Source organism: Mesorhizobium sp. M0045 (assembly GCF_040323385.1).
Taxonomy (GTDB): domain Bacteria; phylum Pseudomonadota; class Alphaproteobacteria; order Rhizobiales; family Rhizobiaceae; genus Mesorhizobium.
The window spans coordinates 153,507-170,427 of record NZ_JAMYUY010000001.1; the positions used below are offsets into that span (position 1 = coordinate 153,507).

Genomic DNA, 16,921 nt, shown 5'->3' on the forward strand with positions numbered 1-16,921 from the left:
TGGTCTTTCCAACACTTGGTCTTTGCTGCGTTTTCGTGCTACGCAAATTTTTGACCGGTTGGACAAACGTTAGCACCGCCTTATCAGCGGTCAAGGGATTACTAGCGGAAATGCGGCTTTCGAAGTGCGCTCCACAGGGCGGAGAAAAACTGGTCCAGAGAATTGGTCCAGACACGCCTCGCGGCGAAGGTTTTTCGAGGTGACGGGGGCGGTCGAAAGCTCCGCTCCTCGCCGCACCCGCATCCAGCTGGAAAAGCGCGAGCTCATTTTAGAGGCGGCGCTCGAAGTCTTCTCCACCAACGGTTTTCGCGGCTCGACCATCGACCAGATCGCCGAAGCCGCCGGCATGTCGAAGCCGAACCTGCTCTATTACTTCCGCCGCAAGGAGGACATCCACGAGACGCTGATGCAGCGGCTTCTCGACACCTGGCTGGCGCCGCTGCGCGAACTCGACGACATTGGCGATCCCTTGACCGAACTGCGCAGCTATATCGGGCGCAAGCTCGAAATGGCGCGCGATTTCCCGCGCGAGAGCCGGCTGTTCGCCAACGAGATCCTGCAGGGCGCGCCGCGCATCATGCCGATGCTGGAGGGCGAATTGAAGACACTGGTCGACGAGAAGGCCAACGTCATCAAGGGCTGGATGCGCGCCGGCAAGATTGCCCGCACCGACCCCTGGCACCTGATCTTCTCGATCTGGGCGACGACGCAGCATTATGCCGATTTCGACGTCCAGGTCCGCGCCGTGCTCGGCCCCGACCGCGGCGGCGACGGCCGCTTCGAGGATGCCGCAAGGTTTCTCGAGCAACTGTTCATCGACGGGCTGAAGCCGAAGGGCTGAGGCTTCAGCGAAGCGATGGGCATCACGCGCTGCGCCGCTCGGCCGGAAGCGTCTCCAGCAGTTGTTCGAGCTTGGCGATCGAGTTTTGCTCGGCGAGCGGTGTGTAGACGATCAGCTTCATGTCCGAGCCGTCGTCGATCGACAGGCTCATATGCTCGAAAGCCATAGCGCCCGCTATCGGGTGCCGGACATGCTTCACACCCGATAGGTTGCGGGCCACGTCGCGTAGCGGCCACCAGGCGCGAAACTCCGGGCTCGAGCGCGTCATCAGCGCGATCAGCCGCTCGAAATCCGGATCGCCGACATATCTGGCGCTTTCTGCCCGGAATGACGCCAGCACGGCACGCGCCAGTTCCTCCCAATCGACCAGCAGGCGCCGGTGCTGCGGGCTGGTGAAAACCATATGTACGATGTTGCGGGCATCGCCCTCCAGCAGACCATAGTCGCCGAACACGGCTGCCGCGGCAGAGTTCCAGGCCAGCACGTCCCAGCGTCGCCCAAGGACATAGGCCGGCTGAAGGATCAGGCTCTGCAGCATGTGCAGTAACGGGCTGTCGACTTTTTCCGGCGCGTCGACGCGACGCTCCGGCTGCGGTCGGCCGGCAAGGATGAACAGATGCCGTTGCTCGGCCGCGTCCAGGCGCAGCGCCCGGCTGAGCGCCGTCAGCACCTCTGCCGACGGCCGAACGTCGCGGCCCTGCTCCAGCCAGGTGTACCAGGTCGTGCCGACGCCGGCGATCATCGCCACTTCCTCGCGCCGCAGCCCCGGCGTGCGCCTGCGCAACCCTGTCGAGATGCCGGTGGCCGAAGGCGTCAGCCTTTCGCGCCGCGAGCGCAGGAAGGCGCCAAGCTCGCGGCGGCGGCTGTCTTCGGCGGAATGCGTGGTGGAATCCATCGGCGCTATTATAGCAGTACCGATACCAGGATAAAGTTTGAACTGTTTGCCAAGTGGCTGGTGCCCCATCTTTCCGCTCAGAGCTACGAGATGGAGGCTCCGAACATGGAACTGAAAGACAAGACAATCCTCATCACAGGGTCTACCGACGGCGTCGGCCGCGTCGTCGCGCAAAGGCTCGGCGCCGGCGGCGCGCGCATCCTGGTGCATGGCCGCGACGCGACAAGGGGCAAGGCGATCGTGGCCGAAATCGAAGCTGCCGGCGGCAAGGCTGAGCTGCTGGTCGCCGACCTCTCCTCCCTGGCGGAAGTTCGCCGCCTCGCCGAGGCCGTGCGCGCAAGGACCAAGCGTCTCGATGTCCTCATCAACAATGCCGGCGTCGGCACCGCCGGCCCCAACGCGAAACGCCAGGTCAGCGCCGACGGCTACGAGTTGCGCTTTGCCGTCAACTATCTCGCCGGCTTCCTGCTCACCACGGAGCTGTTGCCTCTGCTCAAGTCCAGCGCGCCGGCGCGCATCGTCAACGTCGCCTCGGCCGGCCAGCAGGCGATCGACTTCGACGACGTCATGCTGACCCGCTCCTATGACGGCGTCCGTGCCTACTGCCAGAGCAAGCTGGCGCAGATCATGTTCACCATCGATCTGGCGGAGCAGCTGAACGGCACCGGCGTCACGGTCAACAGCCTGCATCCGGCAAGCTACATGAACACTACGATGGTGCGGCAGGCGGGCATCACACCCTGGAGCTCCGTCGAAACAGGCGCCGAGGCCATCATCAACCTCGCCACATCGCCGGCGCTAGAGGGGCGAAGCGGCCTCTATTTCGACGGCCAAAGAGAATCCCGTGCTGATGCACAAGCCTATGACGCGAAGGCGAGGCAGCAGTTGCGCGAATTGAGTCTCGGCCTTGTCGGGCTCGCACGCTCCTCCGAAACATCGAAGAAAGAAAATTCATGATCGAGAAAACCAATCACGCCGTGGTGGTCGGCGGCTCCTCCGGCATCGGCCTGGCCACCGCGAAAAAGCTGCTCGGCCCGGGCATGAAGGTGACGATCACCGGGCGCAACCAGGAAAGGCTCGACAACGCATGGCAAAGCCTTGGCGGCGCGGTCGAAAAAGCTGCCTTCGACGCCGCGAAGCCGGACGAGGTTCGCCAGTTCTTCAGCGATCTCGGCCCTTTCGATCACCTGGTGCTGGCCGCTAGCGGCGGCAAGGGGCTCGGCCCGTTCGAAACACTTGACCTGACCGACATCGGCGGTGGCGTCGACGAGAAGGTCCGGCCACAGCTCTCCTGCCTGCAGGCCGCCTTGCCGACGCTGAACAAGAGCGGTTCGGTGACTTTCATCTCGGCGGTGTCGGCGCAGTTGTCGGCGCCCGGCGTCGCCGGCATCGCCGCTGTCAACGGCATGCTACTGACCGTGGTGCCGATCCTGGCGATGGAGCTGAAGCCGTTACGCGTCAATGTCGTGGCACCGGGTGTCATCGACACGCCATGGTGGGATTTTTTGCCCGACGATCAGCGGCAGGCGGTGTTTGCCGAATATGCCGGCAAGACGCCGGTCGGCCGCATCGGCCGCGCCGAGGACGTCGCCGAGGCAATTGCGTTCCTGGTTTCGAACAGCTTCGTCACCGGCCAGATCCTGACCTGCGACGGAGGTTTGCGGTATGCGGCGTAAAGCGGCTGCCCCAGGCGACGGTCGTTGTCAAAGCGGTTGCGCGATCAGCGCCAGAAATCCTCCGGTCAACGCCACGTTGCCGACAAAGCCATTGATGCGGGACGCGCGCTCCGGGCCCTGATGATCCCAGAAGTTATGGAACATCGGCGTAGCGACAATCAGGAACAGGATCAGGCATGCCGCCGCCAGAGCGGTCCAGATGCCTGCGATCACCAGCGCTCCGGCGATGATCTGCAGGACGATCCCCAGCCACAGCACCAGCCGCGCCTGCGGCACGCCGCGCGTCGTCATCAATTGGCTCACCAACGCCGCGTTCTGAATGTTGCGTAGGCCGGCAAAGACAAAGGCGCCGCCAAGCAGCAGGCGGGCGGCGAATAGGATCTCATTATTAAAGCTTGAAAACATGCTGTCGGTCCTTGGAAAAGAGGCGCGCGGCGCAAGGCCGCGCGCCTGGTTCTCAAGCGGCCATGACCGCCGGCATCGGATGGATTGCATGGAACGGAACGCAAAGCCGGTTCCAGGTGTTGATCATGCCGAGCGCAACCGACAGCTTGACCAGTTCCTCTTCCGAGAAATGCTCGAGCGTCCTTGCATAGAGTTCGTCCGAAATATCGTTATCGGCGATCCTGGTCAGCGCGTCGGTCCAGGCGAATGCTGCGCGTTCACGCTCGGAAAACAGCGGCGATTCCTTCCAGGCGGAGACCAGATAGAGCCGCTGCTCGCTTTCGCCGTCGCGGCGCGCTTCGCGGCTATGCATCTCAACGCAATACGAGCAGCCATTGATCTGCGACGCCCTGAGCTTGATCAGATGCAACAGGCTTTTTTCGAGCCCGCATTCGTCGACTGCCTTGTTGAGCGCCGACACCGCCTTCATGATCTCCGGCGCCGCGCCGAAAAATTGCAGCCTCTGTTTCATCGTCTGTAGCCTTTCATGCTTGCTTGGTTGAACTTGATTTCTGCGGCCGCTGATGGCGCTCGACGAAGGCGCAGTTCGCGGCGATCGAACGGGGATCGGCGTCCGCCGTGTATTCTGCAACGATGTCGGACAGCCGGGCGTCGGCGAGCGCGGCGCGATAGGCACGCTCGGCCTTCAGCATGGCCACGTTGATGCCGCAAGGTTTGAGATAGACCGAGGCATCGAGCTTCGCTGGGCCGCGCTGGCGGATTTCGGCGCAGCGGAAGGCCGGTTCGCGCCCCTCGACGGCCAGCACGATATCGAGCAGCGTTATGCGTTCCGCCGGCCGCGCCAGCCGGTAGCCGCCGTACGGCCCCGGCACCGATTCCAGAATGCCCGACGTTGTCAGCATGTTGAGATGCTTAAGCAGATAGCTCGGCGACAGCCCGAACGCTTCGGCCATGGCAGCACCCGGCAAGGTCGCGGCGCCATCAACGCCGGCAAGCATGGCGGCGCAATGAATAGCCGCCTCGACCCCTTCGCCCAGTTTCATTTCGCTCTCCTGTTCATGGATATAGGTTATCGTGGATAACATTTATCTGCAATAGGAAAGTTAAAAAGCGGCGCCCATGAACGCCGCTTTTTTTCGCAATGCTACTCCGCCGCCACCTTGGCCATCGGATTGTTCGGATGCGTCGTCCAGTTGGCATAGATCGGCGATACCGGCCTGCCGGTGCGCTGGTCGATCACGCCGGCCGCCAGCGGCTCCATGGTGATGCAATTCTCGACCGGACAGACATTGACACAGAGATTGCAGCCGACGCATTCGGCCTCGATTACCTCGAAATGCCTGACGCCGTCGACCATGCTGGTGATCGCCTGGTGCGAGGTGTCCTCGCAGGCGATGTGGCAGCGGCCGCATTTGATGCAGGCGTCCTGGTCGATATGCGCCTTGGCGACGTAGTTGAGGTTGAGATACTGCCAGTCGGTGACGTTGGGCGTGGCGCGGCCGATGATGTCGTCCAGCGAGGCATGGCCCTTCTCGTCCATCCAGTTTTCCAGGCCGGCGATCATCTCCTGCACGATCTTGAAGCCATAGGTCATCGCCGCCGTGCACACCTGCACATTGCCGGCGCCGAGCGCCATGAATTCGGCGGCGTCACGCCAGGTGGTGATGCCGCCGATGCCGGAGATCGGCAGGCCCTTCGTTTCCGGATCGCGCGCGATCTCGGCCACCATGTTCATGGCGATCGGCTTCACCGCCGGGCCGCAATAGCCGCCATGCGAACCCTTGCCGTCGATCGTCGGCTCCGGCGCGAAACTATCGAGATTGACGCCGGTGATCGAGTTGATGGTGTTGATCAGCGACACCGCGTCGGTGCCGCCGGCAAGGGCAGCGCGTGCCGGCTTGCGTATGTCGGTGATGTTGGGCGTCAGCTTGGTGATGACAGGCATGCGGGTGTTGGCCTTGCACCAGCGCACCACCATTTCGATGTATTCCGGCACCTGGCCGACCGCCGCACCCATGCCGCGTTCCGACATGCCATGCGGGCAGCCGAAATTGAGTTCGATGCCGTCGGCGCCGGTCTCCTCGACCACCGGCAGGATCGCCTTCCAGGCATGCTCCTCGCACGGCACCATCAGCGAGACGACTATTGCCCTGTCGGGCCAGTCCATCTTGACCTGCTTGATCTCGCGCAGATTGACCTGCAGGTCGCGGTCGGTGATCAGCTCGATGTTGTTGAGGCCGAGCAGACGACGGTCGGCGCCCCAGATCGCGCCATAGCGTGGCCCGTTGACGTTGACCACCGGTGGGCCCTCTTCCCCGAGCGTCTTCCACACCACGCCTCCCCAGCCCGCCTTGAAGGCGCGGATGACGTTGTAAGCCTTGTCGGTCGGTGGCGCCGAGGCCAGCCAGAACGGGTTCGGCGACTTGATGCCGACGAAATTGTTGCGGATGTCTGCCATGCTCATGCCCTCCCGTTCGAGGTCAGTGCCCGATGAATGCTCTCCGCCGCATCGCGGCCTTGCGCGACGGCTGAAACAGTCAGGTCGTCGCCGCCGAAAATGCAGTCGCCGCCAGCCCAGACATTGGCCAGCGAGGTGCGCCCTTCCGCGTCGACCTTGATGCGGCCGGCTTCCAGGGCAAGCAAGGCTCCGCTGCCGTTGAGCGCAGCCGGGACAAAGCTCTGGCCGATCGCCTTGAACACCTGATCGGCGGTCAGCGTCAGCCGCTCGCCGGTGCCGACGAGCCGGTCGCCGTCCATCGCGGTGTATTCGAGCTCGATCGCCGACACCTTGCCGGCGTCGGCAATGACCCGCTTTGGCTGCAACCAGTGCCGGATGATGACGCCGTTGGCGGCAGCCAGATCCTGCTCGAATTCGGAGGCATTCATGTGCTCCGGGCCGCGCCGATAGCAGATCGTCACCTCTTCGGCACCGAGCAGCTTCGATTGCACCGCCGCGTCGATCGCCGTCATGCCGCCGCCGATGACGACAACACGCCGGCCGACCGGCAGGCTGGCCAGATCACTGGCCTGACGAAGCTCGGCAATGAACTCGACGGCATTGGTGACGCCTGGCGCCTCCTCGCCATCCGCCCGCAAGGCATTGACGCCGGCAAGCCCCATGCCGAGGAACACCGCATCGTAATTCCTGGTCAGGTCCGACAGCTGGTAATCACGGCCGAGCGCCTTGCCGTTCTGGATGTCGATGCCGCCGATCGACGTGACATAGTCGACTTCGGCCTGAGCAAAATTGTCGACGCTCTTATAGGCCGCGATACCGTACTCATTGAGCCCGCCGGGCTTCGGCCGGGCTTCCAGGATGGTCACGTCGTGGCCGTGGCGGGCAAGCCGATGCGCGGCCGCAAGCCCGGCCGGTCCGGCGCCGACCACGGCGACCGTCTTGCCGGTCGGCTCGGAGCGTTTGTAGAACTGCTTGTTTTCGGCCATCGCGACATCGGTGGCGTAGCGCTGAAGGCGACCAATCTGCACCGGCTTGCCTTCTGCCACCTCGCGCACGCAGACCTCTTCGCACAGCGTCTCGGTCGGGCAGACGCGGGCGCACATGCCGCCCAAAATATTCTGGTCGAAGATCGTCTTGGCCGAGCCGATCGGATTGCCGGTCGCGATCTGGCGGATGAACAGCGGGATGTCGATCGAGGTCGGGCACGCATTCATGCACGGCGCGTCGTAGCAGAAATAGCAGCGGTCGGATTCGACCAGCGCCTCGTGATGATCGAGGGGCGGATGCAGATCGGAAAAATTGTCGGCATATTGTTCCGGCGAAAGTCGCCCGCCGGCAATGCCTTGCTTGAACTGGCCTTCTGGCATCGTCAGTTCCCCATGTTCTTGTTTTGGGGAAGGCTAGCACGTTTTATTTTTTTATCAATTGGTCAATTTTCGGCGCAAGCCGCTGGAACGGTTCAACAAACATGATAATAAAACTCATATTTTGAGCTGCCTGATGGCTCTGTCGAAAGGCCGAAATGCCGCTTCGTCGGCGCTAGGCGCTTGCATAAGCTTGAGCACTTGATGCCATCCCCCGCGAACGAGGAAGAAACGCATAACAACCATGCGGATGCACGTCTCGCAGGCTAAGCCGCCACGAGCGATATAGGCCGCCGGCGTTCCAGCCGGGTGGTATAGACCGAAGATCCTCCGCTGTAGGAAAATCCAAACACAAAGCGCGCAGGCCACGGGCTGTGCGCCATAACTTTTTTGGCCGCTGTCTGATTTTCGTCGCGAAGATCGTCCTAGAATGGATCGCGCATGATCGATGTACAAACCGCAAGGAGCACGACAATGCCACAGTCCCCGATGCCCTTCTTCTGGTACGAGTTGATGACCACCGATCTCGACGCCGCCGAGGCGTTTTACACCTCGGTGGTGGGCTGGAGGGGGCAGCCTTTCGAAGGCGCCCCGGGCATGCCGCGCTATATCGTCATGAATGTCGGCGAGCGCGGCGTCGGCGGGCTGATGACGCTGCCCGAGGACGCGCGCAAGATGGGCATGCCGCCGGCCTGGATCGGTTATATCCTCACCAGGGACGTCGATGCCGCAACGGCGTCCCTCAAGAAGGCTGGTGGCGCGGTTCACCGCGAGCCCGACGACATTCCTGGCGTCGGCCGCTTCGCCGTCGTTGCCGACCCGCAAGGCGCGATATTCAACTTCCTGCAGCCCAGCGGCCCCGACCAGCCGCCGCTGCCATCGTCGACACCCGGCAACATCGGCTGGCATGAGCTCTACACGTCAGACTGGAAGGCGGCATTCGATTTCTATTCCAGCCAGTTCGGCTGGGAGAAGGGCGACGCCATGGATATGGGTCCGATGGGCGTCTACCAGCTTTTCGCCTTCGGCGGCGGGCCCGTTGGCGGCATAATGAACAAGCCCGAGCAGATCCCGGCGCCGGTCTGGCAGTTCTATTTCAACGTGCCCGGCATCGACGCGGCAGCCAAGCGTGTCACCGATAATGGCGGCAAGATCCTCATGGATCCGATGGAGGTTCCCGGCGGCAGCTGGATTGTGCAGTGCACGGACCCGCAAGGCGCCCATTTCGCGCTGATGGCACCGACGCGGTAACAGGCCGCGCCAATTGCGGGGCCGCCTTCGTGCGGCCCCAAGGCTGCAGCACTCCTCACGACTCACTCACCGACAGTTGATGGCAGGCCGGATCATGTGAATGGTCCGGCCTTTGGTGATGACCTATGGCCGGGCGAGGTGGAAATGGAGTCGTAGATGAAGCTTTTCGAAGGCTTGGCCGGATATCAACCGTTCGCTCTTGCCGCCTTGCGCATCATGACGGCGCTGCAGTTCATCGAGCACGGCACTCAGAAACTTTTCAATTTCCCTGTCGGCGACCATGCCGGCACCCTGAGCGGGCTGTCGCTGACTGCGGCCATCCTGGAATTCGCCGGCGGCATCCTGCTGGTATTGGGGCTTTTCACCAGGCCGGTGGCATTCCTTCTCAGCGGCGAGATGGCGATCGCCTATTTCATGGCGCACATGCCGCGCGACTTCTTCCCGGTCAACAACGGCGGCGATGCGGCAATATCGTTCTGCTTCATCTTCCTCTATCTGGTGTTCGCCGGCGCCGGCGCCCTGGCGCTGGACAACCGCCAGGCTTCGTAATTCACCGTCTCCCGGCCGTGGGCCCGCTGCCTCCGACAGCTCCCCGGCGTTCGGAACTTTTCGCCGTGCCACCGGCACGGCGAATTCGCTGTGCGAACCGGTTCCTCACCCTCTCATCCGTTCGAAATTCGCGTCGAACAGCGGGGTCGGCTGCATGCGCGCGGCGTGGCGTTTGCCCAGAAGCTCAATCTCGAAACCGCAGGCTTCGTCGGCAATCTCTTTCGGCACATAGCCGATGGCGACGGACTTTTTTGAATGATGCGCGTAACCACCCGACGTGACCCAGCCGCGCACGGCACCGCCATACCAGATTGGCTCGTCGCCGATGACGTCGGCATCGGCAGCATCGACGACAAAGGCCCGCAGCCGCAGTCTGCCGCCTTGCTTGCGCTCGGCCAGCGCCGCCTGCTTGCCGATGAAATCAGCCTGCTTGCCGTAGGCGACGAAGCGGTCGAGGCCGGCCTCCAGCGGCCCATAGATCGGCCGGTATTCGCGCGCCCATGAGCCGTAATTCTTCTCGAGCCGCAGCGCATTGAGGGCGCGCGAGCCGAACAGGCCGATGCCGAATTCCTCGCCCGCCGCCATCAGCGCCTGATAGGCGGCACGCTGATATTCCGGCGCCACCCAGATTTCGTAGCCGAGGTCGCCGGTGTAGCTGACGCGCCCGACCAGGCACGGCGCCATGCCGATATCCATCCTGGTGATGGCCATGAATGGAAAGGCCGTATTCGACACGTCAGATCGTGTGACCTTTTCAAGAAGCTTCCGCGCGCGCGGCCCGGCGATCGATAAGCCGGTGAGTTTTGCTCCCAGCGCCTCGATGCTGACAGAGCCGTCCTTCGGCAGATGCGCTTCGAACCAGCGCATATGGTACTGCTCGGCGACGCCGGAGCCTGCCAGGAACCAATCGTCACTTTCAGAATTGCCGAGATTGGCCAGCGTGAAATCGCCGATCAGCCTGCCGTCTTCCTTCAGCATCGGCGCCAGCGTCATGCGGCCGGGTTTCGGCAGCTTGCAGGCAAGCACGCAGTCGAGCCAGGCTGCAGCGCCCTCGCCGGTTACTTTGTATTTGGCGAATGACGAGATTTCCGACAGACCAACGCGCTGCCGAACCGTCTCCACCTCTTTCGCGACATGCTCGAAATCACTCGAGCGGCGCCAGGAGAATTCGTCTTTGACGCCTTCGGGCGCGTACCACAGCGGCACCTCCAGCCCATAGGCGACCCCCCACTGCGAGCCCTTCGCCGACAACAGATCGTAGACCGGTGTCGTCTTGAGCGGCCGGCCGGCCGGTAATTCCTCGTTTGGGAAGCGGATCGAAAACCGCCGCGAATAGTTTTCGCGCACCTTGGCGTTGGTGTAGGCCATCGTGGCCCAGTCACCGTAGCGCGAAACGTCCATCGCCCAGATATCTGCACCGGGATCGCCTTCGATCATCCAGTTCGACAGCGCCAGCCCGACGCCGCCGCCCTGCGAGAACCCCGCCATGACACCACAGGCCACCCAGAACCCCGGCAGGCCGCGCACCGGCCCGACCAGCGGATTGCCGTCCGGCGCGAAGGTGAAGGGTCCGTTGATGATCTGCTTGATACCGGTGTTCTGGAACGCCGGGAAATGCCGGAAGCCAACCTCCAGCGACGGTGCGATGCGGTCGATGTCGGGTTCGAGCAGTTCGTGGCCGAAATTCCATGGCGTCTGGAACTCGGACCATGGCTTGTTGGCCTTTTCGTAAGTGCCCATGAGCATGCCGCCGCGTTCCTGGCGCAGATACAGCTCGCCGTCGAAATCGACCGCGTGGATGATCTCCGTGCCGGTCTTCTGGTTCCAGGCGGCCACCTCGGGCATGTCCTCGGTGATCAGGTACATGTGCTCCATCGCCAGCACCGGCAGCTCCAGCCCGACCATGCGGCCGACCTCGCGCGCCCACAGGCCGCCCGCGTTGACCACATGCTCGGCCACCACCTCGCCCTTGTTGGTAATGACGCGCCACAGCCCGTCAGCGCGCCGCACGATGTCCTCGACCTTGGTGAAACGCTCGACCTCGGCACCGAGCTTGCGCGCGGCCTTGGCATAGGCGTGGGTCACGCCCGACGGATCGAGATGACCGTCCTCCTTGTTGCGGACCGCGCCGACGAACTGCTTGGGGTCGAGCAACGGCATCAGCTCGGCAGCCTCATCAGGCGATATCTCCTCGAGCTCGATGCCGAGATAGCGGCCCTTGGCGACGACGCCGCGCAACCAGTCGAGCCGCGCCTCCGTCGCGGCCAGCAAGACGCCGCCAGTCAAATGCACGCCGGTCGCCTGCCCCGACAGTTCCTCGATCTCCTTGTAGAGCGAGATCGTGTATTTCTGCAGTTTGGCGACGTTGGGATCGCCATTGATCGTGTGCATTCCGCCGGCCGCGTGCCAGGTCGAGCCGGAGGTCAGCTCGTCGCGCTCCAATAGAACGACGTCGGTCCAGCCATGGCGGGCGAGATGGAACAGCACGGAGCACCCGACAACGCCACCGCCGACAACCACGACCTTTGCATGTGATTTCATAGGATTCTCGTTATTTCAAAGAGTTGGATGGGTTTTATGATTCTGAAGGAGAAGAAATCCGAGAACAGTGGCGCTTAGGGCTCGCCCGCCCCGATCGCTTCCTTGCGCTTGACCAGGTACGCGTCCAGCGCCTCGCGCCTGGAGATTTCCATCACCGGCTCGACATAGTCCTCCAGCGCCTTCTTCCACAGCCTTGTCGCTCGCGCCGTGGCGTCTAGCCCACCAGCTTCCTGCCAAGCCTCGAAATTCTGCCAGTTGGACAGCATAGGCTGGTAGAAGGCCGTGGCGTAGCGTTCCAACGTGTGCGGCTCGCCGAAGAAGTGGCCGCCGGTCGGCACCGCACCCAGAGCTTCGACGGCGAGCTCGGCCTCGTTGACTTCGATTGGGCGCAAAAACTCCATCATGTGCTGGATCATCTCGACGTCGATGATGAACTTTTCGAACGACGCAGTCAGCCCGCCCTCCTGCCAGCCGGCGGCGTGGTAAATGAGGTTGCCGTGGCCGAGCACCGCGCCCCACAGCGCCATCAGCGTCTCATAGGCGCCTTGCGCGTCGGCGGCATTGGAAGCCGAGCCCGGCGTCGTGCGGTAAGGCAACTTGTAGCGCCGCGCCAACTGTCCGGACGCTATATTCGCCTTGGTGTTTTCAGGCGTACCGAAGGCCGGTGCACCCGACTTCATGTCGACATTGGAGGTGAAGGCGCCATACATCACCGGCGCGCCGGGGCGGACGAGCTGCGTCAGCACCACCCCGAACAGCGCCTCGGCATTCTGCTGGGCGAGCGCCCCGGCAAGCGTCACCGGGCTCATCGCTCCCATCAGCGTGAACGGCGTCACCGCCACCGACTGGCCGAATTCGGCCATGGTCATCAGTCCCTCGGCCATCATCTCGTCCAAGCGGCGCGGCGAGTTGACCGAAATGATCGTGGTGACGCCGGGATCGTCCCGCATCTCGTCAACCGTCAGTCCGCGCGCGATTGCCATCATTTCGATGCCGTCGAGCGCCCTGCCGCGGCCGATGGCCGAGACGTGAAAGCTTTTGTCGGTCAGTGTCAGATTGGCGAAATAGGTGTCGAGGTGACGGGAATTCGCCGGCAGCTCCACCGGCGCGCAGACCTGGTTGCCGAGCATGTGGATGCAGTTGAAATGCTGCGCCAGACGGACGAGATCGGAATAATCGCGCAAATTGCCGGCACGGCGGCCGCGCTCCATGTCGTGCACATTCGGCGGCCCGGCGACAAGCGTGAAGTTGATGGTATTGCCGCCGAGGTGGACGGCATGGGCGGGATTGCGCGGCGTAAGCGTATAGCTGGACTGTGTCGTCTTCAGCGCTTTGTCGATCATGCCACGATCGATGCGGACGTTCATCGAGGCATGATCGACCTTGGCCCCGGCCTTCTCGAATAGCCACAGGGCCCGCTGGCTCATCACCTCGATGCCGAAATTCTCCAAAATATGCATAGAGGCTTCATGTATCGCCTCGATCTGGTCGGCCGAGAGCATCGCCATCGGCGGATAAGGGTTTGTCACCCGCCTGTGCGGCAGTTGTGGGATGGCGGTCGGTCCCCTGTTGCTGGTTCGCTCGGCGCCGCGCTTGCGTCTTGGTTCGCTCATGCGGCGCATCAAAGCGCCGGCATGAGCATCGGGCTGTCAAGAATCCGCCACCTGCGGGCGTGATTTTAGCCAAGGCGCCATTGTGGGAATTTCACGTCGGTAAAAGCGACAGCAAACGTCGGAATGTTTATACCCGCTCAGTGTTGGCAAAGCGGCCGATGAGCCGTTAAGGAAGACAGCAAGATTCCTTTTATGTTTTCGGCCTAATGCTCTTCCAATGCGTAGGTCGAGTTTTGGTAAAATTGTAGCGATTGCCGTGCCGCTGACGCTTTCGGCCTGCGCGACGCCGCCGAACCACATCAACGATGTGTGCGCCGTTTTCGACCAGAATGACGGCTGGTTCGACAATTGGCAGGCGGCGGCACAACGCACCGAGCAGAAGTACGGTGTGCCGGTCCCCGTGCTGATGGCGACGGTGCGCAAGGAGTCCGGCTTCAAGAGCAATGCCAGGCCGCCGCGCACCAAGCTGCTGGGCTTCATTCCCTGGAAACATATCTCTAGCGCCACCGGCTTCTCGCAGGCGCTCGACGGGACCTGGGCGCAATACCAGAACGAGACCGGCAGCTGGGCAGCGCGCCGCACCAGGTTTGCCGATGCCGTCGATTTTGTCGGCTGGTATCATTCCAAGACCGCCGACACGCTCGGCGTCGCCCGCAACGACACATACAATCTGTATCTCGCCTACTATCTCGGCTGGAATGCCTACAAGCGCGGCAGTCGCGGCGACGCCGACGTGCAGCGCTATGCGCACGCCACCGAACAGATGGCGCAGGACTACGCCGCGCAGCTACGGCAATGCGCGCGCTAGCCTACCAACGGCTCTCAGCCGCCCTTGGGTTTGCGCGGCTTGCGCGTGGCGTCCTCGGCCTGGCGGCCGTCGCCGACAGTCGGCGGCATGATTGGTGCCACCGCGCTGTCGTCAGAGCTTGAGATGCCGCCGGTCTCTGAAACCTCGTCGCGGACCTCGTGACGGCGGGCTTTGGCGACCGCTTCTCCATTCTCCGCTGCCTGGCCCTCGGCATCGGCTTCCGCGCTGCCGGTCTTGCCGTGTGGACGCTTGGGCGGATCGCCGGCAAAGCCCGGACCAGTACCGTGCGGCGCATCGTCCGGCACGCCCTCATTCGCCGCGTGCTCCTTGTCGAATTTGATCACCGGCTCCATTTTCGCCAGCACGTCGTCGGCCAACCAGCACAGGCTCATATGGCCGTCGCCGAGATGTTTGACCGGCGGCACCTTGGTTTCGCAAAGATTGTCAGGCACCAGCTTCTTATAGCCGCAGCGCGTCTGGAACGGACAGCCCGAGGGCGGGTTCATCGCCGACGGAATGTCGCCTTCAAGCACGATGTGCCTCTTCACCACGCTGGTGTCGGCGATCGGGATCGCCGACAGCAGCGCCTCCGTGTAGGGGTGATAGGGCGGCGAAAAGATCTGGTCGGTCGTGCCTTGCTCGACGATATAGCCGAGATACATGACGACGACGCGGTCGGCGATGTAGCGCACCACCGACAGATCGTGGCTGATGAACAGCATCGTCGTCTTGTTCTTGCGCTGGATATCCATCAGCAGCTCGGTCACCGCCGCTTGCACTGACACATCCAATGCCGAGACCGGCTCGTCGGCCACCACCACCTTGGCGTCGCCTGCAAAAGCCCGCGCCACGCCGATGCGCTGTTTCTGACCGCCTGAAAGCTGGCGCGGCTTGCGCGACTCGAACGCCCTTGGCAGCTTCACCAGGTCGAGCAATTCCAGCATCCGCTTGCGGCGGTCGGCCACCGTGTTGCCGACATTGAACTTTTCCAGCGTACGGATGATCTGCGAACCGACCGAATGGCTCGGATTGAGCGTGTCGAACGGATTTTGGAACACCATCTGGATCGATGACACCGTGTCGACGCTGCGCTTCTCGATCCCGGTCGACTGGATCTCCTTGTTGCCGAGCTTAACGCGGCCGGAGCTCGCCGTTTCGAGGCCGAGCAGCACCTTGGCCAGGGTCGATTTTCCGCAGCCGGATTCGCCGACGATAGCGACGGTCTCGGATTCGCGGGCCATGAACGAGATCGTCTCGTTGGCCTTGACGACGCGGCCCTCGCTCGAGCCGAACACTTCGCTGCCGCCGACCTTGTAATACTTCCTGAGGTCTTCGATCTGGAGCACCGGCGCACCGGGCACCACCCGCTCGTTGACCTTCTTGGCGCCGGGCGGCAGCGCCTCCCAGTCGATCTCGTTGAAGCGCACGCAGCGCGAGAAATGCCCGTCATGGCCTTCGACCGCGATCATCGGAATTTCGGCGGCGTTGCAGACGCCCTCGACGAAATGGTGGCAGCGCGGGCCGAAATTGCAGCCCTTCGGCCGCTCGTGCGGCAGCGGCAACTGCCCCGGGATCGAGATCAGCGGCCGCGAATTCTTGTCGGCGCCGGGCAGCGGGATCGAGCGGAACAGGCCTTGCGTGTAGGGATGGCGCATCCGGTCGAAGACGTCCTTGATCTTGCCGGTCTCCACCGCTTCGCCCGAATACATCACCGTAATGCGGTCGCAGGTCTCCAGGATCAGCCCGAGATTGTGCGACACGAAGATCATCGAGGTGCCGAACTTCTCGCCCAGCCCCTTGACCAGGTCGACGATGCCGGCTTCCACCGTCACGTCGAGCGCTGTCGTCGGCTCGTCGAGCAGGAGCAGCGCCGGCTTCGACAGCAGCGCCATGGCAATAACGATGCGCTGCTGCTGGCCGCCCGAAAGCTGGTGCGGATAGGAACGCATCATGCGTTCGGGATCCGGCAGCTTCACCGCGCGCACCATTTCCAAGGCGCGTTTATAAGCTTCGTCCTTCGACACCTTGTCGTGGATCAGTGGCACTTCCATCAGCTGCTGGCCGACCTTCATTGCCGGGTTCAGACTGGCCATCGGCTCCTGGTAGATCATCGCGATCTTGTTGCCGCGGATGGCGCGCAGTTCCTCGTCGGACAGTTCTCCCATGTCCTTGCCCTGGAACTTGATCTTTCCGCCGACGATCTTTCCGATGTTGGAGAGGTCGCGCATGATGCCGAGCGACACGGTCGACTTGCCGCAACCGGATTCGCCGACGATGCCCATTGCCTCGCCGGGCATGACGGTGCACGAAAAATCCATGACCGCCGGGATCTCGCCCTTACGGGTGAAGAAGGAGATCGACAGGTTCTCGATCTCGATGATCGGCTCATTGGTCGGCCCATTGGTCGGCTTGGCGGGATTTCGAACTGCCTCATTCATGGGTCGCTCCAATCCTTGTTCTTCAGGCACGTCGGGCCGAACCCGGCCTCGGTCTTCCCGCCGTCAATCTTTCCCGGCATCA

At 62.9% G+C, this 16,921-nt stretch carries 15 protein-coding genes; 6 read left to right on the forward strand and 9 right to left on the reverse strand.

From position 1 onward, the window contains the following. Positions 1 to 199 precede the first annotated feature (199 nt). Positions 200 to 841 (forward strand): TetR family transcriptional regulator C-terminal domain-containing protein, encoded by a 642-nt coding sequence (locus tag NKJ72_RS00740; RefSeq protein ID WP_352475411.1) that lies wholly within the window; start codon positions 200 to 202, stop codon positions 839 to 841. Between the two features lie 22 nt (positions 842 to 863). Here the strand turns inward: NKJ72_RS00740 and NKJ72_RS00745 are convergent, their stop codons facing one another. Next, positions 864 to 1,736 (reverse strand): helix-turn-helix transcriptional regulator, encoded by an 873-nt coding sequence (locus NKJ72_RS00745; RefSeq protein WP_352475412.1) that lies wholly within the window; start codon positions 1,734 to 1,736, stop codon positions 864 to 866. A gap of 105 nt (positions 1,737 to 1,841) precedes the next feature. Between NKJ72_RS00745 and NKJ72_RS00750 the strand changes: the two genes are divergently transcribed. Next, positions 1,842 to 2,693: an SDR family NAD(P)-dependent oxidoreductase gene (locus NKJ72_RS00750; protein ID WP_352475413.1), complete on the forward strand. Its 852-nt coding sequence runs from the start codon at positions 1,842 to 1,844 to the stop codon at positions 2,691 to 2,693. Then, positions 2,690 to 3,412 (forward strand): SDR family oxidoreductase, encoded by a 723-nt coding sequence (locus NKJ72_RS00755; protein WP_352475414.1) that lies wholly within the window; start codon positions 2,690 to 2,692, stop codon positions 3,410 to 3,412. Before NKJ72_RS00750 ends, NKJ72_RS00755 begins: the two co-directional genes overlap by 4 nt. A gap of 27 nt (positions 3,413 to 3,439) precedes the next feature. Here NKJ72_RS00755 and NKJ72_RS00760 read toward each other — a convergent pair whose 3' ends face one another. The 5 genes from NKJ72_RS00760 to NKJ72_RS00780 all read right to left on the reverse strand — a co-directional run bounded on the left by NKJ72_RS00760 (position 3,440) and on the right by NKJ72_RS00780 (position 7,642). Beyond that, complete coding sequence (locus tag NKJ72_RS00760) at positions 3,440 to 3,817, reverse strand: DoxX family protein (protein ID WP_352475415.1); 378 nt, start codon at positions 3,815 to 3,817, stop codon at positions 3,440 to 3,442. 52 nt (positions 3,818 to 3,869) lie between these two features. Next, positions 3,870 to 4,328 (reverse strand): carboxymuconolactone decarboxylase family protein, encoded by a 459-nt coding sequence (locus NKJ72_RS00765; protein ID WP_352475416.1) that lies wholly within the window; start codon positions 4,326 to 4,328, stop codon positions 3,870 to 3,872. A gap of 13 nt (positions 4,329 to 4,341) precedes the next feature. Continuing rightward, positions 4,342 to 4,860: an RrF2 family transcriptional regulator gene (locus NKJ72_RS00770; protein WP_352475417.1), complete on the reverse strand. Its 519-nt coding sequence runs from the start codon at positions 4,858 to 4,860 to the stop codon at positions 4,342 to 4,344. Between the two features lie 101 nt (positions 4,861 to 4,961). Continuing rightward, positions 4,962 to 6,275: an NAD-dependent dihydropyrimidine dehydrogenase subunit PreA gene (gene preA / locus NKJ72_RS00775; RefSeq protein ID WP_352475418.1), complete on the reverse strand. Its 1,314-nt coding sequence runs from the start codon at positions 6,273 to 6,275 to the stop codon at positions 4,962 to 4,964. A 2-nt stretch (positions 6,276 to 6,277) separates the two neighbouring features. Continuing rightward, the gene (locus tag NKJ72_RS00780) at positions 6,278 to 7,642 is read right to left on the reverse strand and encodes an NAD(P)-dependent oxidoreductase (RefSeq protein WP_352475419.1); all 1,365 of its coding nucleotides are present in this window, start codon (positions 7,640 to 7,642) and stop codon (positions 6,278 to 6,280) included. A gap of 471 nt (positions 7,643 to 8,113) precedes the next feature. On the opposite strand from NKJ72_RS00780, the gene NKJ72_RS00785 reads away from it, so the two are divergent. Together NKJ72_RS00785 and NKJ72_RS00790 are read left to right on the forward strand one after the other, a co-directional pair. After that, positions 8,114 to 8,890, forward strand: coding sequence for a VOC family protein (locus tag NKJ72_RS00785; RefSeq protein WP_352475420.1), 777 nt, complete (start codon positions 8,114 to 8,116; stop codon positions 8,888 to 8,890). Positions 8,891 to 9,046: 156 nt separating this feature from the next. Next, complete coding sequence (locus NKJ72_RS00790) at positions 9,047 to 9,439, forward strand: DoxX family protein (RefSeq protein ID WP_254819052.1); 393 nt, start codon at positions 9,047 to 9,049, stop codon at positions 9,437 to 9,439. 105 nt (positions 9,440 to 9,544) lie between these two features. Here the strand turns inward: NKJ72_RS00790 and NKJ72_RS00795 are convergent, their stop codons facing one another. Both NKJ72_RS00795 and NKJ72_RS00800 read right to left on the reverse strand, forming a co-directional pair. Further along, positions 9,545 to 11,980 (reverse strand): GcvT family protein, encoded by a 2,436-nt coding sequence (locus NKJ72_RS00795; protein ID WP_352475421.1) that lies wholly within the window; start codon positions 11,978 to 11,980, stop codon positions 9,545 to 9,547. Positions 11,981 to 12,054: 74 nt separating this feature from the next. Continuing rightward, positions 12,055 to 13,593, reverse strand: a complete 1,539-nt coding sequence (locus NKJ72_RS00800) for a trimethylamine methyltransferase family protein (protein ID WP_352475422.1) — start codon at positions 13,591 to 13,593, stop codon at positions 12,055 to 12,057. A gap of 217 nt (positions 13,594 to 13,810) precedes the next feature. Between NKJ72_RS00800 and NKJ72_RS00805 the strand changes: the two genes are divergently transcribed. Continuing rightward, positions 13,811 to 14,401, forward strand: a complete 591-nt coding sequence (locus NKJ72_RS00805; RefSeq protein WP_352475423.1) for a transglycosylase SLT domain-containing protein — start codon at positions 13,811 to 13,813, stop codon at positions 14,399 to 14,401. Between the two features lie 14 nt (positions 14,402 to 14,415). Here NKJ72_RS00805 and NKJ72_RS00810 read toward each other — a convergent pair whose 3' ends face one another. Further along, a complete protein-coding gene (locus NKJ72_RS00810) occupies positions 14,416 to 16,839 on the reverse strand; it encodes a dipeptide ABC transporter ATP-binding protein (RefSeq protein WP_352475424.1) in 2,424 nt (807 codons plus the stop codon). Between the last annotated feature and the right edge of the window lie 82 nt (positions 16,840 to 16,921).